The organism is Kitasatospora sp. NPDC023120 (assembly GCF_055560835.1).
This window is the reverse complement of sequence record NZ_JBVHHY010000025.1, coordinates 30,689-52,891: the sequence shown is the minus strand read 5'-3', so window position 1 is coordinate 52,891 and position 22,203 is coordinate 30,689. Positions and strand designations below refer to the sequence as shown.

Below are 22,203 nucleotides of genomic sequence, written 5' to 3'. Positions count from 1 at the left end.
TGCGGTCCGGAGTCAGGCGGTGAGCGGGGCCAGGTCGGCGCCGTCCAGGGAGTTGACGGCGGCTCGGACCAGCGCCCGCGGCGTGGTGAAGGTCTGGTAGTGGTTGATGACGCTGATCCAGGTGCCGTCCGCGTTGCGCATCATGTGCAGTTCCCGGCCGTCGATCATCACCATGTAGCCGCTCATCGCGTGGTGACCGTCGCCGGACATCGGCATGCCCTGGATGCGGCGACCGTGGAAGACCTCGTCGAAGCTCTCGCCGCCCTCCGTGTCGGCGCTGCTGGCGGGTGTCACGGTGGGGCCGGTGAGGCCCAGTACGACCGTGCCCGCGGCAACGGCCGTCGCCACGACGGCGCCTTGCAGCATCCTCCGGCGCGTGATTTCGGTGGTGGTGTCGTCAGACATGGCAGTGCCCCCCAGATGGAATATGTGAAGAACTTTCGGTGCCCCCGTTCTTCGCGGGCCGGTCGGCAGCGTCGACTGCCAGACGCGTCGTCGGCGCTGGTCAGGACCATCCGGTGGCGATCGGCCCGCTCGGAATCATTCCTACCAGTTGTGAGCGAACAGCTCGGATGCGTGATCGATTTGAGGACCAGAAGTGATCATTTCAAGCCGACCCTGTGAAAGTTGTTGCATCTTTTACAAACGTCAGAATTTCGGTTCGCGGCCAATCCTGCGCACGAAAACCGAAGATCCTCCGCCTGGACGGCCACCCCGACGCAAAGCCTGCGGCCTCGACACTCCCCTTGTGGCGGTCGCTACACGAACAGGATGGCGCGATGCCGACAGGTGATCAGGCACCCGCTTCGAGGCTCCGACTCCCCCTCGACGACGCAGGCTGCCCATCGGCACCCGGCCCGGCTCCCGCAGTACCAGGTGACCGGACGACGGCGCGTGCGTCGCCCGGTTCTCCACCGAGCCGAAATCCGCCGTCAGCCCAGATCCGTCCAGGCGACCGGCAGTTCGTGGACCCCGTAGATGTGCATGTCGGTCCTCAGGCTCACCTCGTCGGCGGGGACGGCGAGCCGGAGGGTCGGGAAGCGGTGCAGCAGTCCGCCAAGGCCGGCTCGCATCTCGATGCGGTCCAGCTGCCGGCCGAGGCACGCGTGGACACCGTGGCCGTAGGACAGGTGGCCGCGGGCCCCGCGGTGGATGTCCAGGGTGTCGGGGGCGTCGAAGCGCCGGGGGTCGCGGTTGGCGGCCAGCAGCGAGACGAGGACGGGGGCAAGATGCGGATCATGCTCGGCCATGCCAGGTGGGACGCGGACGCGTACCTGGATTCGGCACTCACCGAGTTCCGGGCGCTCGGCGAGCGGTTCGGGATCTCGTTCGCCCTCACCGTCCTGGCCGACGAGGTCGCCGTGCGCGGCGACTTCGCCGCCGCGTGTGCGCACTACGAGGAGGCGATCGCGGTCGTCACCGAGATCGGTACCACCGATGACGTCATCCGGATGCGGTCGCGGCAGGCGCTGCTGTACCGGCTGCTGGGCTGCGAAGCGGCGTCCGAGGCGGGACACGCGCCGGTCATCGCGCAGGTACTCGTCGGGGTCGCGGACCAGGCACTGCGCCACGACGACCACGAGCAGGCCGCGCGGCTGCTCGCGGCGAGCGCGCGCATGCGAGCGCGCGCGCTGCAGGACCGCTCGAACCCGGACGTGACCCGGATCGAGCAGGCCGCACGGACCCGCCTCGGCGAGGCACGGTTCGCCGAGGCGGCCCGGAAGGGAGCACGGAGCAGCTGGTCCCGGCTGGTCGAAGCCACGCTCGCTTCCTGAACCCGGAAGCCGGGCATAATGCCGAGAGGGCCCGCACCGGGCGTATGCGCGGTGCGGGCCCCTCGCTGCCAGGCGGGTGCCAGGTCAGAGGAACTACAGCGGGCGAATGTTCTCGGCCTGCGGGCCCTTCTGGCCCTGCGTGACGTCGAACTCGACCTTCTGGCCCTCGAGCAGCTCACGGAAGCCGTTGGCGTTGATGTTCGAGTAGTGGGCGAAGACGTCGGGGCCGCCACCCTCCTGCTCGATGAAGCCGAAGCCCTTCTCCGCGTTGAACCACTTCACAGTGCCATTAGCCATTAAGAAATCTCCTTCAAGGGACTGTCCGAAACACGCACAGCGCGGGCTTCGAGTCACCGCATGGAGCGCCCACCGGGGAAGAGCCGGGGAACAAAAATGCGCCTGCAACACATCAGCAGGCGCACACAAAGTTCATGGGAACCACTACTGCAACTACGTCGACTGTAGCAGGCCGCGGCCCGCTGTGGCGGGATTTTTCACCCCCGGTTTCGCGGAAGACGTCCCGCGGGGCAGCTGCTTCCGAGCCGGCGAAGTCGTGAACAGCCTTGAGGAGAAAGCCCGTTGAGCATGTGGCCACCCCTTGACGACGCCCTCGACTCCGCGGGATTTCCGCGATGCGGAGCGCCCGCCCGGCTGACGGCATTTCGCGGTCCGGCTGGAAATTCTCTGCTCCGAAAACTCCCACAGCCCCACTTCCGGGCCCATACTGGGTGGGATGAAAAAATTTTCAGCAGCTCGCCGCCCCCTGCCCGGCAGCCCCTTCAAGCCCCGGGCGGAGGCACCGCGCAAGCACTTCGCCATCGGCGACCGGGTCACCCATGACCGGTACGGCCTCGGCCGGGTCATCGGCGTCGAAGGCGACGGCGACGGCGACTTCGCGGTACTCGTCGACTTCGGATCACGGCAGGAACGCGTCACCCAGCCGTACAGCGCGATGTTCAAACTCTGACGCCGACCGTCGGCGGTTCGGGCATCCCCGTCCACGTGGTCTCTGCGGGCACTATCCTCGGATCCATGTCGTACCCTGATGCGCTGCTCGTCGACATCGCCGCCATGGTGGAATCCGAACGCAGCAACCAGATGCCCCTGACCGTGGTCGTCCCTGGGGCGGTCATCACCGGCCGGCTGGCGCCGGAACATCTGTGGCACGAGCGGGTGGCCGAAGTCCTCGCTGCCTCAGACCACTTGAAGCCCTTCGCCACACTGTTCACTCCCGCCACCGGCGCCGGCGGAGCGGAAGGCGAAGGCATGGCTGCGCCCGCCAGGCGTCCCACCCACCTGCACCTGCACGTCGCCCGCATCCTGCAGGGCGACTTCGGCCTGCCCCACACCGGGGGCATGTACCGAATCGCCATCGCCGACATCAGCAGCTGGACGGTCGGAGACCTCAGCTACTCCGACCAGTGACACCTCCACCGGAGTGCCCCGGCCCGCGTCCGCTTCTCCTGGCGCGGGCCGGGTGAGGCCCCCGAGCAAGCAGTGCGGGTCTCACCGACTTCATACCGGTCCCGATCGACGGCATCATGCCGGCCGCCCGGGTCTCGCGACCCAGCGTGGTCGGCCGGTCTGCGCGGCCGGTCCCCGGGCCGGCCCGTGGGGCAACCGGCCCGAGGTGCCGCCCGCCGGGAGCCCGGAGAGAGTGGATGGTGGGGCCCATTCCCAGCCCGGAGGACACGTGCGTGCCGACAGACCGGATGGGATGCCGCCGCTGAACCTGCCGCGGCGCACCCGGCTGCTGCTGTTCTGCGCGTTCCTGCTGCTGGTCGCCGCCGTGCTGGCCGACCTGGTGACCGGGCCCGGGACGACGCTGTCGCCCGTGCTGGCGGTGGCGCCGGTGCTGGCCGGGGCGACCACCCGCAGCGCCCGGGTACCGCTGGCCGCCGGCGGTCTGGCCGTCGTGGCCGTCGGCTTGCTGGAGACCACCAACACCGAGCTGCCGACCGAGGTGCACCTCACCGCGCTGATCACCGTACTGGCCGCGACCCTGGCCAGCGCCGCCAACGTGGTGCTGGTGGCGGCCCGGGAGCGGGAGCTCTTCCAGGTCCGCACGGTGGCAGAGGCGGCGCAGCGCGCCCTGCTGCGCCCGCCGCCGGAGCGGATCGGTCCGCTGCGGATCTCCGTGCGCTACGTCGCCGCAGCCGCCGAGGCGCGGATCGGCGGGGACCTCTACGCCGTGGAGGAGACCGGGTACGGCGTGCGGATCCTGCTGGGAGACGTGCAGGGGCACGGCCTGCCGGCTGTCGAGACGGCAGCGGACGTGCTGGGGGTGTTCCGTGAGGCGGCCCGCACGGAGGCTGACCTCGGGCGGCTGGCCGAGCGGCTGGACGACGCGCTGGCCGCCCGCCCGGGCGAGGGGCGTTTCGCCACCGCGCTCCTGCTGTCGGTACCGCCCGGGCGGGAGCCGGTCACGCTGGTGAACTGCGGCCATCCGCCCCCACTGCTGCGCCGGGCCGACCGGGTGGACGCACTGGCGCCGTCGGCGGCCGCGGCTCCGCTCGGGCTGCTGGCGCTGACCGGTGGCGGATACCCGATGGACCGGTTCGAGGCCCGGCCGGGGGACCTGCTGCTCCTGCACACCGACGGAGTGACCGAGGCCCGGGGCGCCGGGGGCGTGTTCTACCCGTTGGAGGAGCGGCTGCCGGGGCTGCCCGCGGGGAGCCCCGCCGACCTGCTGGACGCCGTGATGGCGGACGTGGGGGCCTGGGTCGGCGCCGCCGGCCTGACGGACGACGCGGCGCTGCTCGCGATCCGCTGGGAGTCGTGACCGGGCGCGGGCCCCGCTGCCCGCCTGGCCCTCCTGCCCCGGGTCCTGCCCGACCGGAGGGCGTCGTCAGGTCGCGACGGTGGGGGCCGGAGGGGTCCAGCGACGGGTGGGGGAAACGGTGGCGCTGACGCCGAAGTCCTTCTTCAGGTGCTCCGGGATGGCGTAGTGCATGATGCGGCCCCGGGTGAGGGAGGACAGTTCGAAGACGGTGGTGAGGTGGCCGAGGCGGTCCAGGGCCCAGGCGCCCAGCGGTGAGTGGTCCTCGATGGTCTCCAGCACCCCGAGCAGCAGGGGCACGGTCTTGACCACGGTGTCCCAGGTGGTGCGGGGGACGTCGAGCCAGTCGGCGCAGGTGTCGCCGACGAGGTAGCGGATGAGGGCGGAGACGATGGGGTCGAAGAAGGTGCCGGGGACGACCTCCTCGTAGAGGTCGATGAGTTGCCGGGTCAGATGGGCGCCCTCCTCCGACGGGCCCATGTGGCGGAGCATGTAGAGGTCGAGGAACTGCCTGGCATCGTCCAGGGTGGTTGGCACGGCGTCCTGGTCGACCCCGAGCATGGCGCCGACGACGCGCCAGGCGTAGTAGTAGGCCTCGGCGCCTTCGGTGGACATGTGGATGCCGAGCCGGTGCAGGCTGTCCAGGACGAGCATGGAGAAGAACATCTGCCCGCCGATCATGTCCTCCTGGCAGATCGGCGTCCCCAGGGCCTCGACGTCCCAGCGGTTCTCGCGCAGGAGGTGGTGGCGGATGGAGGCGTGCAGGAGGCGCACCTTCTGCGCGGCGGGGATGAAGCGGCTGCCGGCCTCGAAGGCGTCGGGCTGCATCAGGTAGACGGTGAACTGGCCCGTCTCCGCCATCCGCTTGGACGGGTAGTTCAGGCCGTGCGTGGCGGACAGCAGCCTGGCGACGTGCGGCACGACGTAGCAGGCGGGCATGGAGGCGAACGAGAGCGCGGTGTTGATGTGCACGTTGTTGTCGATGAAGAAGAGCCGGGCCTTCTCCATCTCGCCCCAGTCGACCCAGGAGGGCGGCGTACCGGTGGTGTGGAGGTACTCGCGGGCGACGTCCGGCAGCCCGTCCGGCAGCGGAGATCCGACGGTCGAGACGTAGCGCATCAGGGTGTTGAACTTCCCGACCTCCCCCCGTTCGAACAGCGTCGCCACCACGGCATCGGCGAGTTCGTCGCCGGACCCGCGCAGGACGTTCATGGAGGCTTCGGTGTACTTCATGTCAGCGGTCCTTCCCGACCGGTAGCACGGTGCCGCGCGGTGACTGTCGTGCGGAGCGGGTCAGTGGCGGCGGTGGGTGACTGTGGTGCGGAGCGGCTCAGTGGCGGCGGTACGTGGCCGAGTGCGCGAGCTCGGTCAGGGCCCGGCGTGCCTGCCGGGGAATGTCGAGCCCGCCCAGCTGTCCGACGGCGTCCCGGGTCCGGGCGGCGATCATGTCCTCCACCCGCTCCGGGGCCTTCAGCGCGACCATCAGCTCGCGCACGTCCCGCAGGTGCTGATCGCCGAGGTCGCGGCGCCCCAGCAGACCGGCCAGACGCTCACGCTGCGCGGGGACGGCGGACCGCCAGGTCATGGCCAGCAGCGCGGTGGGCCGGTGGGTGCGGATGTCGTCCAGACCGGCCTTGCCGGTGTGCTCGGGCTCGCCGAACAGGCCGAGCAGGTCGTCGCGCAGCTGGAACGCCTCGCCGAGCGGCAGACCGTAGGCGGACAGGGCGTCGCGCAGGTCCGGCGAGGCGCCCGCGAGCAGGGCACCGATGAGCAGGGGTTGCTCGACGGTGTACTTGGCCGTCTTGTAGCGGACGACCTTGAGGGACACGTCCGGGTCCGGCCGGGTTCCGGTGGCCAGGATCTCCAGGCACTCACCGGCGATCAGGTCCCGCGCAAGGTCCGCCCACAGCGGGCGGGCCCTGGCCAGGTAGGCGGCGGGAAGGCCGCTCTCGGCGAAGAGTTGCCCCGCCAGCGCCATCAGGTGGTCCCCCACCAGCATGGCCAGCGAGCGGGCGGCGCCGCGCACTCCCGGCCGCCCGTCGAGCGCGGTCCGCAGGGAGACGTGGGCGGTGGGCAGCCCGTGGCGCAGCGGACTGTCGTCGATGATGTCGTCGTGCACGGTCGCCGCGGCGTGGACGAGCTCCATCGAGGCGGCCGCGCGCAGCAGGGCGTCGTTGTCGGACTGGCCGCCCGCACGCCACCCCCAGTAGCAGAAGGCCGCCCTGAGGCGCTTGCCGTGCCGTGCCGCTGCCCGCAGCTGCTCGGCGACCGGCTCCAGGGCCTCGTCGATCGCGAGGAGCCGTTCACCCTCGTCCGTCAGGTAGTCGTCCAGCAGGTCATCGACACGTTCCTTGAACCCGGCCGGGTCCCACTGGTCAGACATCGCCGGCCGACGCTTCCCGTCGGGCCGACGCGTGCCGGGCCAGCACCTCCAGGTGCGCCGGCGGGGCGGAGGGGACGCGGTCCAGCGCGATGCGGCCGCGGGCCATGAGGTCGTGGTGCGCGTCCCGCGCGAGTTCGGGCCCGTCGGACCGCCGCAGCAACTGCCGCGCGGCCCCGACGGCCGAACCGACGGCACTCACCGCCAGGTCCGCGAGACCGGCGACGAGCAGCAGCACCTGCTGGTCCGGACCCGGGCTCTCCGGAGTCGAGGTCATACCGATCCCCTTGCGACGTCGGGCGATTGCGGCTGCCACCGGACTGCGAAGCCGCCACGTCAAAAGTAGCCGCGGAATCACGTGAGTCCTGACCGGAATACACCTTCGAGTGAGTATGCGAACGGGTTTGCGGTGCGTCCCCGGTGGGCCGGCCGGCGGCCGGTGTCGCCCACCAGCAGGCGGCCCCGTGTCGGGTGCGGGCGTCCTGCGCAGGACGCGGTGAACCAGTGCTCAGCCGGCGACCGCCTTCGCCTCGGCCGGGCTCTGGGCAGGGTCGAGGGCCTGCTCGTCGGGGGTGCAGCAGGCGGTGGTGCCGCAGCAGGCGTGCGGCGCGGTGGTGTCCTTGTCGAGAGCGTCGGCGTCGGCCTTGACGACGTAGACCTCCCAGGGCTCCTTGCCCGGGCCGTGCACCCAGGTCTTGTCCTGGAGGGCGTAGCAGCAGGAGGTGTCGCTCTCCTCGAAGGTGGCCAGGCCGGCGTCCTTGAGGCGGACGGTGGCGGCGGTGACTTGTTCGGTGGTCTCGACCTCGACGCCGAGGTGGTCCAGGCGGGTGTCCTCGCCCGGCTCACCCTCGATGAGGACGAGCTTCAGCGGGGGCTCGGTGATGGCGAAGTTCACGTAGCCGGGGCGGCGCTTGGCCGGCTCGGCGCCGAAGAGCTTGGAGTAGAAGGCGACGGAGCCTTCGAGGTCGGCGACGCGCAGGGCGAGCTGAACACGGGACATGGCGGTCTCCCTGATCCGAGGTCCTGTTTTGATGCCTGTCGATACAGCGAGCTTGCGCCTTCAAATAGATGGCTGTCAACATAGACCTATGTCGAATCTTGAACTGCCGGTGCTCGGCCAGGACGACCCGACGGCGTGCTGCTCGCCGATGGTCCGCGAGCCCCTCGGCGAGGAAGCCGCCGCCGACCTGGCGAAGATGTTCAAGGCCCTGTCGGACCCGGTCCGACTGCGGCTGCTGTCCCTGATCGCCTCGCACGAGGGCGGCGAGGCATGCGTCTGCGACCTGACCGGCCCCTTCGACGTCTCCCAACCGACCATCTCCCATCACCTGAAGGTGCTGCGCGAGGCCGGCCTGGTCGGCTCCGAGCGCCGCGGCACCTGGGTCTACTACTGGGTGCTGCCGCCCGCCCTGGCCAAGCTCTCCGCCCTGCTGCAGACCCCGGCCGGCGCCCGGGCCGCGGAGGCCGCGAGATGACCGCGGTGGCGCCGCTGGGCCGCCGCACGGCGGTGGAGTTCGTCGGGACCGGCGTGCTGGTCGCCGTCGTAGTCGGCTCCGGCATCCAGGCCACCAAGCTCTCCCAGGACGTCGGCGTGCAGCTGCTCGCCAACTCCCTCGCGACCGTGTTCGGCCTCGGCGTGCTGATCCTATTGCTGGGCCCGGTCTCTGGTGCGCACTTCAACCCGGTGGTCACCCTGGCCGCCTGGTGGGCCGGCCGCCGCGACGGCGAGGGCCCGAACCTGCGTGAGGTCGCCGCCTACGTCCCGGCCCAGATCGTCGGCGCGATCGGCGGGGCGGTGCTGGCGGACGCGATGTTCGCCGAGCCGCTCGTCGGCTGGTCGACACATGACCGCTCGGCGCCGCACCTGTGGCTGGGCGAGGTCGTCGCCACCGCCGGGCTCGTCCTGCTGGTCCTCGGCCTGGACCGCGCCGGCCGCGCTCACGTCGCCCCGGTCGCGGTCGCCTCCTACATCGGCGCCGCGTACTGGTTCACCTCCAGCACCAGCTTCGCCAACCCCGCCGTCACGATCGGGCGCATGTTCACGGACACCTTCGCCGGCATCGCGCCCGGCTCGGTGCTGCCCTTCATCGCCGCCCAGCTCGTCGGCCTGGTGGTCGGCGTCGCCCTGGTCGCCGTGCTGTTCGGCCGCCCCGCCGCGGCCACTGCCGAGGACGCCGTGGTCCCGCACGGCGAGCACCACCCGGCCACCGCCGACTGCTGAAGACCGCCCCGCCGATCCCGCCCGAAGGAAGAACCCGCTCGTGAGCACTCCCACCGCCGTCCCGTCCGTGCTGTTCGTCTGCGTCCACAACGCCGGCCGCTCGCAGATGGCCGCCGCCTTCCTCACCCGCCTCGGCGGCGACCGGGTCGAGGTCCGCTCGGCCGGCTCCGCCCCGGCCAGCGCCGTGAACCGGGCCGTGGTCGAGGCGCTGGACGAGGTCGGCATCGACATCTCCGCCGAGGTGCCGAAGGTGCTGACCGTCGAGGCGGTGCAGGCGTCCGACGTGGTGATCACGATGGGCTGCGGCGACGCCTGCCCGTACTTCCCCGGCAAGCAGTACCTGGACTGGCAGCTGGACGACCCGGCCGGCCAGGGCCTCGCCGCCGTGCGCCCGATCCGCGACCAGATCGAGCAGCGCATCCGCGGCCTGCTCGCCGACCTCGGCCTCGAGCCGGTCGCGTGACCGCCACAGCGGCCGTCACCACGATGCTCCCCGAGCACGCCGAGCAGGTGCCGGCGATCTACCAGCCCGGGATCGACCGCGGCGCCGCCGGAGGTGCTGACGCGGGCGGCGGCCAGGCGTAGTTGACCGGGAGGACCACCGGTGCCGGCCCCACAGGCAGGCCGAGTTGGTCGCGGCGTTGGACGAAAGGTCCTCCAGGTGGAGCACCGCGGGCTTGCCGTGCACGCCGACGTTGGCCACCCGGCCGCCGGGGCGTACCAGGCGGGTGCAGAGTTCGAAGGATTCGGGGACGCCGACGGCCTCGATCGCGACGTCGACGCCGAGCCCGTCCCGGGTGAGGTCCCGGACGCTGACGTGCCGCGGCGGGCGTGCCTACGCTGGTCGGTGGGCATCGGGGGCAAGCCAGGGAGGACCCCTTGGGCAGTGCGCCGGAGACCAGCGCGGCGGAGAAGGCCGCCCCCGTGCCGAAGCTGCGGCTGGACGAACTCCTGGAGGAACTCCAGGCCCGGTTGGACGCCGCCCGTGGTACGCGGGACCGGGTGCACAGCCTGCTGGAGGCGGTGCTGGCGGTCGGGCGCGACCTGGAGCTGACCCAGGCCCTGCAGCACATCGTGGAGGCGGCGGTCACCCTCGTCGACGCCGAGTACGGCGCGCTCGGGGTGATCGGCGAGGACCAGCGGCTGTCGCAGTTCATCCCGGTGGGGGTCACGGACGACCAGGTCAAGCTGATCGGCCACCTACCGTCCGGGCACGGCATCCTCGGCGAACTGATCCGCCACCCCGAACCCCTGCGGCTCAGCCGGATCTCCGACCACCCGGCCTCGTACGGGTTCCCGGCCGACCACCCGCCGATGCGCAGCTTCCTGGGGGTGCCGATCCGGATCCGGGACAAGGTGTTCGGCAACCTCTACCTGACCGAAAAACGGGGCGGTGGCGACTTCGACGCCGAGGACGAGGCAGTGCTCGCGACCCTCGCGGTCGCCGCCGGGGTCGCCATCGACAACGCCCGCCTCTACGACCGGGCCCGGCAGCGGCAGCGCTGGCTGGAGGCGAGCGCCGAGATCACCAGCAGCCTGCTGTCGGGCAGCGCGGAGCAGGAGGTGCTGGACCTGCTGCTCGCCAGGGCGGCCGAGATCGCGGGCGCGGACCTCGCCGTCGTCGCCGTGCCACTGGCGGACACCGGCGAACTGGAGGTCCGCATCGCGGTCGGGCTGGGGGCGGAGGAGCACTGCGGCCTGGTGCTACCGGTCGAGGGCTCCTTCATGGGCGCGGCCTTGCGCACCGGCGGTCTCGTGGTGAGCCCTGACATCCGGAAGGACCCGCGGATCACCGCCGGACCGCCCCGCTGGAAGGGACTCGGCCCGGCGCTCGCTGTGCCCGTCGGCACCGCCGAGCGCGGGATCCGAGGCGTGCTCCTGCTGGCCCGCGCGGCCGGCTCACCGCTGTTCGAGGAGGACGAGTCCGGACCGCTGTTCGGCTTCGCCGGCCAGGCGGCGGTGGCGATGGAACTGGCGGAGCGCCGCCGGGACTCCGAGCAGGTCGCCCTGCTGCGGGAACGCGACCGGATCGCTCGCGACCTGCACGACCTGGCCATCCAGCGGCTCTTTGCCACCGGCATGACCCTCCAGGGCGCCACCCGCTTCATCGACCACCCCGAGGCCACCGACCGCGTCCTGCGGGCGATCGACGACCTGGACGAGACCGCGAAGACCATCCGCGCCACCATCTTCGGCCTGCGCCTGCGCGAGCGGGGCCCGGCGACCGCCGGTTTGCGCGCCCGCGTCGTCGAAGTGGTCGATCGTGCGGCCCGCTCCCTCGGTTTCGCCCCGGCCCTGCGGATGAGCGGCCTGCTCGACGTCACCGTGCCCCGAGAGATCGCGGAGGCGGTCGTCGCCGTTCTGGAGGAGGCACTGTCCAACGCTGCCCGCCATGCCGGGGCCGGCACCGTCGAGATCTCGTTGATCGCCGGTACGGAGCTGACCCTGACGGTCACCGACGACGGTATCGGCCTCCCCGAGGGCGGCCGCCGCAGCGGGCTCGCCAACCTGGCCGACCGCGCCGCCGGATTCGGCGGCACCTTCACCGCCCGTGCCCGCCAGGAGGGCGGCAGCGAACTGATGTGGCGCGTTCCCCTGCCCGACGGATAGGCATCAAGGCCGGTCCAGCACGTCGCCGGGTGCCAGGCGGGGCGTCGGGGCTCCCTCGGGGCCGTAGCCGAGACGGATCAGCATCTGGACGTAGCCCGGCCCCCGGTGCGGGTCGCGGGCTTCCCAGCGCAGGTAGGGCCACTCCATGGCCTGGTGCAGCAGGGAGGCGCGGACGCCGTGGACGGTGGCGGCGAGCAGGACGTGTTCCAGGGCGAGGCCGGCGCGCAGCCAGTCCCCGGGGGTGTCGTGCTCGGTGGCGAGGACGGCGATGCGGGGCTCCGCTTCGAAGTGGGCGGGGGCCCGGTGCTCGGCGGCGTGGATGGCGGTGAAGTCGCGCATCGGCAGGTGGCCGGAGAGGTCCTGGGGGCCGAGCGCGTCGACCGGGATGCCGTAGGGCGGCGCGTCGCCGGTGCGGATCCAGCTGCGGATCTCGGTGCGCTGGGCCTCGTCGGTGGTGTTGCGGCGTTCGGCCTCGGCGGTGAGGTGCAGGAGGCGGTCGGTTTCCACGCGGTCGGGCAGGTGGAGCAGGGCGTCCTCAGCGCGTGCGGCGGTGGCCAGTTCGTCGAGGACGGCCGGCGGGACGGGCTCGCCGGTGAACGGCGTGCGGCTGGAGTGGCGGCGCCGGATCGCCTCGTAGAGCTTCTCGGTGCCCGGCGCCGGCACGGTGGCCGGGGTGTCGAGGCGGATGGCGGCGAACAGGTCCGGGTCGGCGGGGTCCGGCAGCAGCCGCACGTCGGGGGCCCAGCCGAGGTGGCGGGCCGCGATCCTCAGGTTGAGCACGGCCGCGCCGACCGAGATGTGCAGCGCACGGCCCCGCGGGTCGGCGGCCGGCACGGCCCGGCTGCGGTCGGCCCGGACTTCCAGGGTCGAGGTGTCCGGCTGGAGCCGGAAGCGCCAGGGCTGGCTGTTGTGGATCGAGGGTGCCGCGACCGCTGCGGAGACGAGCTCCTCCAGCGCGGCGGCGTCGAGCGCGAGGGTGGTCATGACCGCCTCCAAGGGGCGTCGTCGGTCCGAGTCAGCCGGAGGCGGGCGGATCGCCGCCGCCTCGCAGGGTGTCCAGACGGGTGCGGTACTCGTCGGGGCCGATCTCGCCGCGCGCCAGGCGTTCGGCGAGCAGCTGTTCCGAGGTGGGCCGATGTGGCGGTGCCACAGGCGGCAGGGGCGCTGCCGGACGGTACGGGGGCGTCCGTCCGCCCAGGTGCCGGGCCAGGGCGACCACGGCGAAGATCACGAGCGCCCAGACGAGCAGCATGCTCACGGTCATCAGGCCGATGCCCCAGCCGTTCATGCCGCCGTCGTTCCAGTCCATCATCGCCGTCTCCTCAGCCGTGGCGAGAGGTCGAACACCTCCACCGTGCGACGGGGGAACGGCGTGCCGCTTGGGCCGTTCGGCACTACCTCCGGGCCCGGAAGGACCCCGGGGCCGCGGCTCAATGCGGGCGCTGGTGGTGCCGCTGCTCGGGCTCGGCGTGGGCGGCGAGGACGGCTGCCTGGAGGCGGCGCTCGACGCCCAGTTTGGCGAGCAGCCGCGAGACGTGGTTCTTCACGGTCTTCTCGGCGAGGTAGAGCTCCTGACCGATCTGCCGGTTCGTCTTGCCTTCCCCGACCAGGACGAGGATCTCCCGCTCGCGTGGGGTGAGTCCGGCGAGGGCCGCGTCGGTCTCGTTCTTCTCGTGGTGGCGCAGGCTCTCCATCAGCTTGTGCGTGGTGGCCGGGTCGAGCATGGACTGGCCGGAGGCCACCGTGCGGACAGCGCTGACCAGGTCGGCGCCCTTGACCTGCTTGAGGACGTAGCCGGCCGCTCCGGCCATGATCGCGTCGAGCAGGGCGTCGTCGTCGTCGAAGGAGGTCAGCATCAGACAGACCAGGCCTGGCATCCGGTCCCGCAGCTCCCGGCACACGGTCACGCCGTCACCGTCCGGCAGCCGTACGTCGAGCACGGCGACGTCCGGGCGCAGCGCGGGCACCCGGGCGAGGGCCTGAGCGCAGGTACAGGCCTCGCCGACGACCTCGATGTCCTCCTCGGCCTCCAGGAGGTCGCGAACGCCCCGGCGGACGACCTCGTGGTCGTCCAGCAGGAAGACGCGAACGGGCTGGGGGGAGTCCATGGCCGGCTCCGACGGGTGCGCGGGCGTGACACCACCGATTCTGCTCGTCCGCGCGGCCCGGCGCACCGCGTCGGCGGTGCGGCACCACGACGGCCGGGCACCGGGCGTCGTGGATCACCGTCCCACCCATGGAGATCATCGCGTACGGGGGCGGCCGTCGCCGTCTACGACGTGTAAGTGGTGCCGGGGGGTGACGGCAATACCAGGGCGGCTCATGCAGTCGCGGACGAGCGTGCGACCCGGCGACGGAGTCCGACCATCGGGTGCCGGTGGGGGCCCGGGTGGCCGACCAGCTCCGGGATCCCCTGATCACCGTGCTGCTCGCGGCCGTCGCCCTGACCCTGGCCATCGGCGACCACCGGCGGTCCACGCCGCGATCCACCACGTCGACTGCGCGGTCGTGATCGTCCCGCACAGCTGACGGGACCGTCCGGCTGTCCGATCCGGTCCGAACGGCCCATCTCCTCCTCCGGGTTCAGGGGCGAGGCTGAAGGTGACGAAAGGTGGAGACCATGCACACGGTGATCGTGTACGAGAGCATGTACGGCAACACCCGCGAGATCGCCGAGGCGATCGCCGAAGGCGTCCACCAGGCCGACCCCGGGGCAGCCGTGGACTGCCTCCCGGTGGCAGAGGCCGACGCCAAGTTCACCCGCTCCGCGGACCTGCTGGTGGTCGGCGGACCGACCCACATGCACGGCATGTCCTCCGGGCTCAGCCGCCGGATGGCGGCCACGGCCGAGAAGCACAAGGAAGGCCACGAGAAGGCCGCCGCCGAAGCACGGGAGACCGCCGAGGGCCCGGGCCTGCGGGCCTGGTTCCGCGACCTTCCGGAGACCGAATCCGGTACCCACGCCGCCGCGTTCGACACCCGCGTCGACATGCCCCGGGCCGGCGGCGCCGCCAACGGCATCGCCCACCGGCTGTCCGGCCACCACTACGACGTCGTCGCCGAACCCGAGGGCTTCATCGTGGAGCAGAACGACGGGCCGCTGCGCGCCGGCGAACTCGACCGCGCCCGCGCCTGGGGCGCCAAGCTGGTCTGACCGCCGACCCGGGCCGACCGGTCCCGCCCCAGCGGCACCATCGCGACGGTGGACGTCGCGCCACGGTTGCGGATCCGGGTGGCGCTGGCATCGCGCGGCTGGCGGGCGAGTTCGGCCTGCGCGGCGGCGCGCTCGGCGGGCCCGGTATCAGGGTGCGCGATGGTCCGCTTGAGTTCGGCCCGGCGCTCGGCATACCGCGCGACGATCACGCGCCGCTGCTCGTGGCCAGAGGCCGCCCCGGGCACGGCGTCCCGGACGGCAACCTCACCTTAACCTAGATGAAAATGGATTTCATTTCCCTCGGGGTCCACACTGCCCATCGGCCACGGATCACGGACTTCCAGGCCGGGTGTCGACTTGCGGAGCGCGCCTGCTCCGACTCGCCTGACAGCGCGTCCGTGGTGTGACGGCTCTCACCGGTCCACGCCTCCCATCACCGGATCGATGCTCGCCACCGCGACGATGACGTCCGCGACCTGCCCGCCCTCGCACATCGCGGCCATGGTCTGCAGGTTGGTGAAGCTCGGGTCGCGGAAGTGCACCCGGTACGGCCGCGTGCCACCGTCGGAGACGACGTGCACGCCCAGCTCGCCCCTCGCGGACTCGACCGCCGCATAGGCTTGCCCCGGCGGGACGCGGAAGCCCTCCGTCACCAGCTTGAAGTGGTGGATCAGCGCCTCCATGGACTCGCCCATGATCTTGCGGATGTGGTCGAGCGAATTGCCCAACCCATCCGGGCCGACGGCCAGTTGGGCCGGCCAGGCGATCTTCTTGTCCGCCACCATGACCGGGCCCGGGCGCAGCCGCTCCAGGCACTGCTCGACGATTCGCAGCGACTGCTTCATCTCCTCCAGGCGGATCAGGAAGCGGCCGTACGAGTCGGCGCTGTCGGCGATCGCGACCTCGAACTCGTAGTCCTCGTAACCGCAGTACGGGTCGGTCTTGCGCAGGTCGTGCGGCAGCCCGGTGGCCCGCAGGATCGGCCCGGTGGCGCCCAGGGCCAGACAGCCGGCCAGGTCCAGGAAACCGACGTCGACCAGCCGGGCCCTGAAGGCCGGGTTCTTGGTCGCCAGCTTGTCGTACTCGTGCATCCGTGAGCGCAGCAGCTTCACACCCTCGCGGATCTGGTCCGGCGCCCCCGGGGGCAGGTCCTGCGCCAGGCCGCCCGGCCGGACGTAGCCGTGGTTCATGCGCAGCCCCGTCACGAGCTCGAAGATGTCGAGGACGACCTCGCGGTCCCGGAAGCCGTAGACCATCAGGGTGGTGGAACCGATCTCCATCCCGCCGGCTGCCAGCGCCACCAGGTGCGAGGAGATCCGGTTCAGCTCCATCATCATCACCCGGATCACGCTCGCCCGGTCCGGGACGTCGTCCGTGATGCCGAGCAGCTTCTCCACCGCCAGGCAGTAGGCGGTCTCGTTGAACAGCGGCGTCAGGTAGTCCATGCGGGTGACGAAGGTGGTGCCCTGGACCCAGTTGCGGAACTCCATGTTCTTCTCGATGCCGGTGTGGAGGTAGCCGATGCCGCAGCGGGCCTCCTTCACCGTCTCGCCGTCGATCTCCAGGATCAGGCGCAGCACACCGTGCGTGGAGGGGTGCTGCGGACCCATGTTGACGATGATCCGCTCGTCGTCCACCCGTTCCTGTCGCTGCGCGGCGGCGGCGACCTCGTCCCAGTCACCGCCCGTGACGGTGTATACGCGGCCCTCGGTCGTGTCCCGCGCTCCTGCTGGCTCGTGCTCGATGCCGCTCATCAGCCGTATGACCTCCGCTCGGGTCGCCGGTCGCGCTTGTGCGCCCGTGTCGCAGCGCGGGATCGGGGCACCACGGGCCGCAGACCGCCTCAGTCGGCCGGCCCTCGCGCCGGCCGCACGGGCACGCCGTGGCGGCATGGGCTGCTCTACTCCAGGATCGCGCACATCCACCCTGAACACCCGGCCGGACCAGCGCACCAGCCACGGCCATATCGCGGAACGGTCAGGAGGTTCCGGGCCGGGCGGATCGTCTTCGTGATCGGCACGCGCCACGCCGGGAGTCCCGTGTGCGCCCGCGTGTCGATGGCGTCCCCGCTCCTCGTCCTTCACCGGGGGTCGGTGTCGGCCGAGGGCCGGTGATTCAGGACTCCTTGGGCAGTGCAGGGCTGCCGTACTCTTCGAGCGCGTCGAGCACCGTCCGTAGGTCAAGCTGGGTGTCCGCGCTGCCGGGACCGCTCGCTCTGGCGGACGAGAACCGACCGTCCGGGGAGAATTCCACCCGCAGCGTCCAGTCGAGCAGTGAGAACCGCATCGCCCCGTCCTGCTCGCGCATGACCCGCCAGCCATAGAGGCGGGCTGTCTCACCCAGGTAATGGGCGTCATGGCTCACCGGTGCAGGCTCGGGTTCCGTCATGGCCTCGATGCTCGCGTGACCGGTGCCTCAGCGCCAGCCGCCATGCCGCACGGCCCGCCGTGTCGTCGGCTGCGGGGGCGTGGCCGAGCCGACCTGCCACTGTGGGCCCGCCCTACGAGCAGATGCGTACACCTCCGAACGGTCCGGTGCCGCCCAACCCGACACCGGCGCCAGGCCCTGGTGGGCCGGAGCCCGGGCCCGCGCCCGGCCTGCCACCGGTCAGCCTCGGCATGTGGATCCCGTCCATGACCGGCTCGAACTCGGTGCGGTCGGCGCGCTGCCCGGGCGTGATGACCAGCGAGAGCCCGGCAGCGGCCGTCCGCCGACCGGCGGCGATGCCGCTCGTGCGCTGCCCTGCGGCGACCGCGGGACCCGACGCCGGATCAGATGAACCGCCACAGGTGGTCGCTGGTGCCGTTGTCATCCCAGAGCACGGCCTGCGCGCCCAAGGCGGTGGAGGCACCGGAGACACCGAGGACGCGGCCGCTGTTGGCGCACTGGATCCTGAAGGTGTCGCCATCGGCGTGGCGCAGGCGCCACCGGTGGTCGGCGGCGCCGTTGTCGGCCCACTGGACGATCCGGGTGCCGTTGGCCGTGCCACCGTTCTCCACGGCGAGGACCTTGCCGCTGTTGGAGTTGCGCAGGCGCAGGTAGCCGCCGGTGTCGAGGGCGGCCGTCCAGAGGTGGTCGGCGGTGCCGTTGTCGTCCCACTGGATGGCGAGGCCGCCGTCGGCGGTGGACATGTCCTTCACTCCGAGGACCCGCCCGCTGGCGACGTTCTGGATCCGCCTGGCGCCGACGGGGGCGAACTGCCACTGGCCGGCGGTGGCACCGCTGTCGGGCAGCTGTACGGCTGCGGCGCCTTGGGCGGTGGAGCCGCCGGCGATGCCGAGCAGCTTGCCGGTGTGGACGTTCTGGACCTTGTGGTAGCCGTTGCCGGCATCGACGACGGTCCACCGGTGGTCGGCGGTGCCCGTGTCGGCCCACTGGAGGATCGGGGCGTTGTCGGCGGTGGACATGTCCTGCACGCCGAGGACCTTGCCGCTGTTGACGTTGCGCAGCCGCAGTGCGGTGCCGTCGACGACGAGGGCCCAGTTGTGGTCGGCGGTGCCGGTGTCGGGCCACTGCAGGGCGAGGCCGCCGTCGGCGGTGGACATGTTCTGGATGCCGAGGACGAGTCCGCTGGCCGCGTTGACCAGACGGAAACTCGCACTGTCGGTCCGCCAGTAGACGGTGTAGTTGAAGCCCTGGGCGTCGTGGAACGGGCCGAGGTCGACCTTCGCTCCGTCGGCGGTGGCCGTGAAGGCGAGGGCGGTGCTGCTGGTCCGGGTGATCGTGGCGGCGTCCAGGGCCGGGAGGGCGGACAGCGCGGTGCTGCCGTAGTTGCCGGCCAGGACGGTGGGGCCGTACGTGATCGCCGCGACACCGGGGCTGTCGTTGGCGGCTTGGAGGGCCACCCTCATGGGGAGCTTGACGGTGACGGTGTCGCCGGAGACCCAGGACCGGGTGAGGGTGGCGTACGTGCCCGGGGTGGCCGCGACGCTCTGCGCGACGCCGTTGACGCTGACGACGGCGCCCGAGGTCCACCCGGGGATGCGGACGCGCATGGACCACGTCCCGCCGACACTGCCGGTGACCTTGAGCGTCGTGGTGTCCTCGGCCGGGAACGCGGTGGTCTGGGTGACCGTGATGCCCCGCTGGGTCCAGTCCAGGATGGACGGGAGGAACAGGTTCACCGTGAGGGTGGTGCCGTCGTGGAAGTAGATGGAGTCCATCAGCTTAGTGTTGGACTCGACCCCCGTTCCCTGGCAGCACCAGAATGTGCCGTAGTCGGTGCTCCAGGTGCCGCCGCCCCAGGCCGGGCCCTTGCCCCGGCGGCCGCCCGGGTTGAGGGAGCTGAAGTACGTGATGTGGCCGTGCGGGTCGGCCGGGTTCTGGGCGCCGATGACGTGGTTGAGCAGCGCCTTCTCGTAGAAGTCGAAGTACGAGGCCCGGTCCGGGCTCAGCTGCCACAGCTCTCGGGTCAGCTTGAGCATGTTGTAGGAGTTGCAGAGCTCGCAGGTGTCGTCGGTGAGGTAGCCGGAGATGGCGTTCGCGGCCCGGAAGTGCTCCGCCTGGCTGTTGCCGCCGATGGCGTAGGTGTGCGAGCCGGTGGTGATCGCCCAGGCGTTGGCGGCGATGTCGCGGTAGCGGGTCGTCCCGGTGGCCTTGTACTCGCGGACGGCTCCGATCCACTTGGGCACCTGCGTGTTGGCATGCAAACCGTTGAGCTGATCCAGGTTCGCGGCGAGCGGGTCGAAGACCTTGGCGTGGTCGAACCTCTGAGCGGTGGTCAGCCAGCGTGTGTCACCGGTCTGTTGGTAGAGATCGGCCAGCACCTCGTTCATACCGCCGAACTCGGTGCCCAGCATCGACTGCATTGTGCTGTAGCTGAGCGCGGCGGTGCGGCGGTCGACCCAGCCGGCGAGCGCGAGGAGCACGTCGCGGGCCTGGGTGTTACCCATGAGGCGCCACACGTCGAGCAGACCGGCCATGGTCTTGTGGACGCAGTAGTACGGGACGTTGCCGTTGCTCAGCTTGCCCGCTTCGAGGTTGGCGAAGTCGGCCTCGGGGAAGCCCGACAGGTAGCCGGCGGAGAAGCCCGCGGCAGCGTTGTTGGCCTGGCACTTGGCGAGTTCAGTCACCATCTGGTTGGCCTTGTCGCGGCAGGTGGTGTCCCCGAGTGCGGCGGTGGCCTGCGCCCACGCCGAGAGGAAGTGGCCCTGCACGTGGCTACGGAAGGGGAACCCCGGGTCGTCCCAACCACCGTTCGCGGCAGCGGTGTTGGTTGAAAGCCGGTGGTTGGCGCGGAAGTTGTACAGCAGGCGGTCGACATCGATGAAGCGGAGATAGGCCAGGGTGCGGTTCTGGTTGTCGAGCCATCGGCTGCTGGTGAGCCGGACCTGACCCAGTTCGAACGGGACCGTCGACACTCCGACGTCGGACCTGACCGGGGGCGTCTCCGCCGCGGCGGAGACGGGGCTGAGGACAGGGCCGGCGGCTGCGGCCACGGCTGCGACGCCGGTCGCCTTGAACATGGCACGGCGGCTGAAGGGGTGAGCCGGCATGGCGAACTCCATCGTGCGTAAGAGAAGAAAACGGGGAGTACAGCGCGGAAGGGGTCCGCGCACAAGGCCTGTGCGGCTCCAACCGCTACCGCAGGGGCGGCGCTACAGCTTGCCGAGTTCGACGTGAGCCGGTGGACCTCCAGGCGCCGGTCCTTCCGTCGGATTGGCTGCCGACGGTGGAGCCACAGTCCTTCGCATAGGCGTGCGTCGCCGCCCAGCGGCCTGGCGCGGTGCCCGGCCTGCTGCAAGAGTGTTAACGCTCACAATTAGTGTGTCAATACTCTCGACGGCCCGGCGGGCTCGCCGAGTACCAGCAGCTGTGCGCCACGGCGATTCGACCACCACGTCTGACCAACCGGGCCGCCGGAGCAGGAAGTCGACCCCGCCGACTTCCTGCTCCCCCTTCTCCCTACTGACCGTCATGAAGATTCGCCGCGGCCCGACCGTCCTGCGCCCCCGCCGACCGGGGCACCCGTGTCGCGCCGGAGGTACAGCGGTTGCCGACGCACACGGATGAGCCGGTGACGATCACCGCCCGCGCCAGGTGGCGAGCGCGGCCGTTGTAGTCGAAATCGATTCGACAGTCCTTCGAGGGCGATTCGACAGTCGGCAGGTGAAAGAAGTGTGTCCTCCTGCACAGAGCCTTGCTGTGCAGGAGGACCGGTCACTATTACTGTCCACAGACGCGAGCGCTTCGCCCCTTCGCACCTGCGTCTGGCGAGCCCGGTGCTAGCGAGCAAGGGGCCGAGCGCCGTTCCCGCAGTTTTTGAGCGGCGCCACCCCGGACGGGGCTGAGCCGCGCCGTCCCGAACCCGGATTCGTCGGCGAGCGACACCTCTCTGCGCCAGCTCCCGCCACCAGACCGGGGAGTCCGGAACAACCATCGCCGTTCTTGGAGGGACACATGAGATGGCACACCCTTGAATCCGTCAGCAGCAAGTCGGCCGGGTTCGGTCGGCTGGCCCTGATCGTCGCCGTGATCGCCGGGTTCCTGAGCTTCGCGTCTCCGGCGCAGGCCCAGGTGTACTCCACCTGCGACCAGTGGGGTCGGTACACCCAGGGCAGCTGGACGATCTACAACGACGTCTGGGGTCAAAACCACGGCCCGCAGTGCCTGACCGTCGACAGCGTCAAGTCCTGGTACGTCGACGCCAACCACTCCGGCGGCGGGATCAAGTCCTACCCGAACACCTCGGTCCGACCCCAGACGCCGCTGTCGCAGTTGAACTCGGCGGGCTTCTGGTACAACACGTCGTCAGCTCCCGTCTCCGGCAGTGACTGGTGGAACTGGACGAGCGACTTCTGGTCGACCGGCAACCAGGACGAGATCATGGTCTTCACCAGCTGGTCCGGGACGGCAGGCGGCTGGGGACGGCGGATCGCGTCCGACGTGACCATCGGCGGCATCCTGTACACGTCGGTCTGGCAGGCCGATCCCGGCTGGAACGTCCTGCAGCTCATCCCCGCCCAGCAGACCAACACCGGCAGCATCGACGCCTCGGCGGTCTGGCGATGGGCCGCGTCGCAGAACCTTCTGCGCAACACCGACTTCGACACGATGCAGTTCGGCATCGAGATCACCTCGACCAGCGGCGTGCAGAAGCGGTACTCGCTGAACGCCTACAGCGCCTGGTGGAACAACACCTCCGGCGGCGGATCAAGCATCTAGCCGCAGGACGCGCGACACGGCGGTGCACTCCGTCCGCGCAGAGGGACGAACCCCGGAGCGATTCCCCAACGCATACCTTTCCGCCAGGCCTCGAACGACGAATTCCGGCGGAAAGGTATC

Annotated in this window: 24 protein-coding genes and 3 pseudogenes; 12 read left to right on the top strand and 15 right to left on the bottom strand. The window is 71.1% G+C overall.

Annotated elements, in window-relative coordinates:
* Nucleotides 1-12: 12 nt before the first annotated feature.
* Entirely contained in the window at nt 13-405 is a 393-nt protein-coding gene (melC1, locus tag ACZ3TI_RS30980) for an apotyrosinase chaperone MelC1 (RefSeq protein ID WP_465732023.1), read from the bottom strand.
* Between the two features lie 527 nt (nt 406-932).
* Nucleotides 933-1,220 (bottom strand): annotated as a pseudogene (locus tag ACZ3TI_RS30975) (cytochrome P450); the annotation flags it as partial.
* A gap of 18 nt (nt 1,221-1,238) precedes the next feature.
* On the opposite strand from ACZ3TI_RS30975, the gene ACZ3TI_RS30970 reads away from it, so the two are divergent.
* Nucleotides 1,239-1,775 carry a hypothetical protein gene (locus tag ACZ3TI_RS30970; RefSeq protein ID WP_465732021.1) on the top strand — a complete coding sequence of 179 codons (537 nt, stop codon included), beginning with the start codon at nt 1,239-1,241 and terminating at the stop codon, nt 1,773-1,775.
* Nucleotides 1,776-1,868: 93 nt separating this feature from the next.
* On the opposite strand, the gene ACZ3TI_RS30965 is transcribed toward ACZ3TI_RS30970, so the two are convergent.
* Nucleotides 1,869-2,072, bottom strand: coding sequence for a cold-shock protein (locus tag ACZ3TI_RS30965; RefSeq protein WP_030918248.1), 204 nt, complete (start codon nt 2,070-2,072; stop codon nt 1,869-1,871).
* A 436-nt stretch (nt 2,073-2,508) separates the two neighbouring features.
* Between ACZ3TI_RS30965 and ACZ3TI_RS30960 the strand changes: the two genes are divergently transcribed.
* The 3 genes from ACZ3TI_RS30960 to ACZ3TI_RS30950 all read left to right on the top strand — a co-directional run bounded on the left by ACZ3TI_RS30960 (nt 2,509) and on the right by ACZ3TI_RS30950 (nt 4,557).
* On the top strand, nt 2,509-2,742 hold the full coding sequence (locus tag ACZ3TI_RS30960; RefSeq protein ID WP_465732019.1) for a hypothetical protein: 234 nt from the start codon (nt 2,509-2,511) through the stop codon (nt 2,740-2,742).
* 65 nt (nt 2,743-2,807) lie between these two features.
* On the top strand, nt 2,808-3,200 hold the full coding sequence (locus tag ACZ3TI_RS30955) for a hypothetical protein (protein WP_465732017.1): 393 nt from the start codon (nt 2,808-2,810) through the stop codon (nt 3,198-3,200).
* A 292-nt stretch (nt 3,201-3,492) separates the two neighbouring features.
* Nucleotides 3,493-4,557 (top strand): PP2C family protein-serine/threonine phosphatase, encoded by a 1,065-nt coding sequence (locus tag ACZ3TI_RS30950; protein ID WP_465732015.1) that lies wholly within the window; start codon nt 3,493-3,495, stop codon nt 4,555-4,557.
* Between the two features lie 66 nt (nt 4,558-4,623).
* Here the strand turns inward: ACZ3TI_RS30950 and ACZ3TI_RS30945 are convergent, their stop codons facing one another.
* From ACZ3TI_RS30945 to ACZ3TI_RS30930, 4 genes are all read right to left on the bottom strand, one after another.
* Entirely contained in the window at nt 4,624-5,787 is a 1,164-nt protein-coding gene (locus ACZ3TI_RS30945) for an oxygenase MpaB family protein (RefSeq protein ID WP_465732013.1), read from the bottom strand.
* A gap of 97 nt (nt 5,788-5,884) precedes the next feature.
* Complete coding sequence (locus ACZ3TI_RS30940) at nt 5,885-6,937, bottom strand: polyprenyl synthetase family protein (RefSeq protein WP_465732011.1); 1,053 nt, start codon at nt 6,935-6,937, stop codon at nt 5,885-5,887.
* Nucleotides 6,930-7,211, bottom strand: coding sequence for a polyprenyl synthetase (locus ACZ3TI_RS30935; protein ID WP_465732009.1), 282 nt, complete (start codon nt 7,209-7,211; stop codon nt 6,930-6,932). The genes ACZ3TI_RS30940 and ACZ3TI_RS30935 overlap by 8 nt, the downstream gene beginning before the upstream one ends.
* Nucleotides 7,212-7,442: 231 nt before the next feature.
* Complete coding sequence (locus tag ACZ3TI_RS30930; RefSeq protein WP_465732007.1) at nt 7,443-7,934, bottom strand: ArsI/CadI family heavy metal resistance metalloenzyme; 492 nt, start codon at nt 7,932-7,934, stop codon at nt 7,443-7,445.
* Between the two features lie 88 nt (nt 7,935-8,022).
* Here ACZ3TI_RS30930 and ACZ3TI_RS30925 point away from each other — a divergent pair, with 88 nt between their 5' ends.
* From ACZ3TI_RS30925 to ACZ3TI_RS30910, 4 genes are read left to right on the top strand one after another with little or no spacing between them, the layout of a single operon-like run.
* A complete protein-coding gene (locus tag ACZ3TI_RS30925; RefSeq protein ID WP_465732005.1) occupies nt 8,023-8,409 on the top strand; it encodes an ArsR/SmtB family transcription factor in 387 nt (128 codons plus the stop codon).
* On the top strand, nt 8,406-9,155 hold the full coding sequence (locus tag ACZ3TI_RS30920) for an aquaporin (protein ID WP_465732003.1): 750 nt from the start codon (nt 8,406-8,408) through the stop codon (nt 9,153-9,155). The genes ACZ3TI_RS30925 and ACZ3TI_RS30920 overlap by 4 nt, the downstream gene beginning before the upstream one ends.
* Before the next feature lie 40 nt (nt 9,156-9,195).
* Complete coding sequence (locus ACZ3TI_RS30915; protein ID WP_465732001.1) at nt 9,196-9,618, top strand: arsenate reductase ArsC; 423 nt, start codon at nt 9,196-9,198, stop codon at nt 9,616-9,618.
* Nucleotides 9,615-9,740 carry a hypothetical protein gene (locus ACZ3TI_RS30910; protein WP_465731999.1) on the top strand — a complete coding sequence of 42 codons (126 nt, stop codon included), beginning with the start codon at nt 9,615-9,617 and terminating at the stop codon, nt 9,738-9,740. Before ACZ3TI_RS30915 ends, ACZ3TI_RS30910 begins: the two co-directional genes overlap by 4 nt.
* 64 nt (nt 9,741-9,804) lie before the next feature.
* On the opposite strand, the pseudogene ACZ3TI_RS30905 reads toward ACZ3TI_RS30910, so the two are convergent.
* Nucleotides 9,805-9,966 (bottom strand): annotated as a pseudogene (locus ACZ3TI_RS30905) (zinc-binding dehydrogenase); the annotation flags it as partial.
* Nucleotides 9,967-10,034: 68 nt separating this feature from the next.
* Between ACZ3TI_RS30905 and ACZ3TI_RS30900 the strand changes: the two are divergent.
* Nucleotides 10,035-11,765 (top strand): sensor histidine kinase, encoded by a 1,731-nt coding sequence (locus tag ACZ3TI_RS30900; protein ID WP_465731997.1) that lies wholly within the window; start codon nt 10,035-10,037, stop codon nt 11,763-11,765.
* A 3-nt stretch (nt 11,766-11,768) separates the two neighbouring features.
* Here ACZ3TI_RS30900 and ACZ3TI_RS30895 read toward each other — a convergent pair whose 3' ends face one another.
* From ACZ3TI_RS30895 to ACZ3TI_RS30885, 3 genes are all read right to left on the bottom strand, one after another.
* Entirely contained in the window at nt 11,769-12,749 is a 981-nt protein-coding gene (locus tag ACZ3TI_RS30895; RefSeq protein WP_465731995.1) for an Acg family FMN-binding oxidoreductase, read from the bottom strand.
* A 31-nt stretch (nt 12,750-12,780) separates the two neighbouring features.
* A complete protein-coding gene (locus ACZ3TI_RS30890; protein WP_465731993.1) occupies nt 12,781-13,077 on the bottom strand; it encodes an SHOCT domain-containing protein in 297 nt (98 codons plus the stop codon).
* Nucleotides 13,078-13,195: 118 nt separating this feature from the next.
* Nucleotides 13,196-13,873 carry a response regulator gene (locus tag ACZ3TI_RS30885; protein ID WP_465731991.1) on the bottom strand — a complete coding sequence of 226 codons (678 nt, stop codon included), beginning with the start codon at nt 13,871-13,873 and terminating at the stop codon, nt 13,196-13,198.
* A gap of 281 nt (nt 13,874-14,154) precedes the next feature.
* Here ACZ3TI_RS30885 and ACZ3TI_RS30880 point away from each other — a divergent pair, with 281 nt between their 5' ends.
* Nucleotides 14,155-14,277 carry a hypothetical protein gene (locus tag ACZ3TI_RS30880; RefSeq protein ID WP_465731989.1) on the top strand — a complete coding sequence of 41 codons (123 nt, stop codon included), beginning with the start codon at nt 14,155-14,157 and terminating at the stop codon, nt 14,275-14,277.
* Nucleotides 14,278-14,385: 108 nt separating this feature from the next.
* A complete protein-coding gene (locus ACZ3TI_RS30875) occupies nt 14,386-14,919 on the top strand; it encodes a flavodoxin family protein (RefSeq protein ID WP_465731987.1) in 534 nt (177 codons plus the stop codon).
* A gap of 62 nt (nt 14,920-14,981) precedes the next feature.
* On the opposite strand, the pseudogene ACZ3TI_RS30870 reads toward ACZ3TI_RS30875, so the two are convergent.
* From ACZ3TI_RS30870 to ACZ3TI_RS30855, 4 genes and pseudogenes are all read right to left on the bottom strand, one after another.
* Nucleotides 14,982-15,164, bottom strand: a pseudogene (locus ACZ3TI_RS30870) (uS14 family ribosomal protein); the annotation flags it as partial.
* Nucleotides 15,165-15,332: 168 nt separating this feature from the next.
* Nucleotides 15,333-16,673 (bottom strand): NADH-quinone oxidoreductase subunit D, encoded by a 1,341-nt coding sequence (locus tag ACZ3TI_RS30865; protein ID WP_465731985.1) that lies wholly within the window; start codon nt 16,671-16,673, stop codon nt 15,333-15,335.
* A 361-nt stretch (nt 16,674-17,034) separates the two neighbouring features.
* Complete coding sequence (locus ACZ3TI_RS30860) at nt 17,035-17,307, bottom strand: hypothetical protein (protein ID WP_465731983.1); 273 nt, start codon at nt 17,305-17,307, stop codon at nt 17,035-17,037.
* A 383-nt stretch (nt 17,308-17,690) separates the two neighbouring features.
* Entirely contained in the window at nt 17,691-20,414 is a 2,724-nt protein-coding gene (locus ACZ3TI_RS30855) for a beta-L-arabinofuranosidase domain-containing protein (RefSeq protein WP_465731981.1), read from the bottom strand.
* Nucleotides 20,415-21,318: 904 nt separating this feature from the next.
* Between ACZ3TI_RS30855 and ACZ3TI_RS30850 the strand changes: the two genes are divergently transcribed.
* A complete protein-coding gene (locus tag ACZ3TI_RS30850; protein WP_465731979.1) occupies nt 21,319-22,083 on the top strand; it encodes a glycoside hydrolase family 12 protein in 765 nt (254 codons plus the stop codon).
* Nucleotides 22,084-22,203 lie beyond the last annotated feature (120 nt).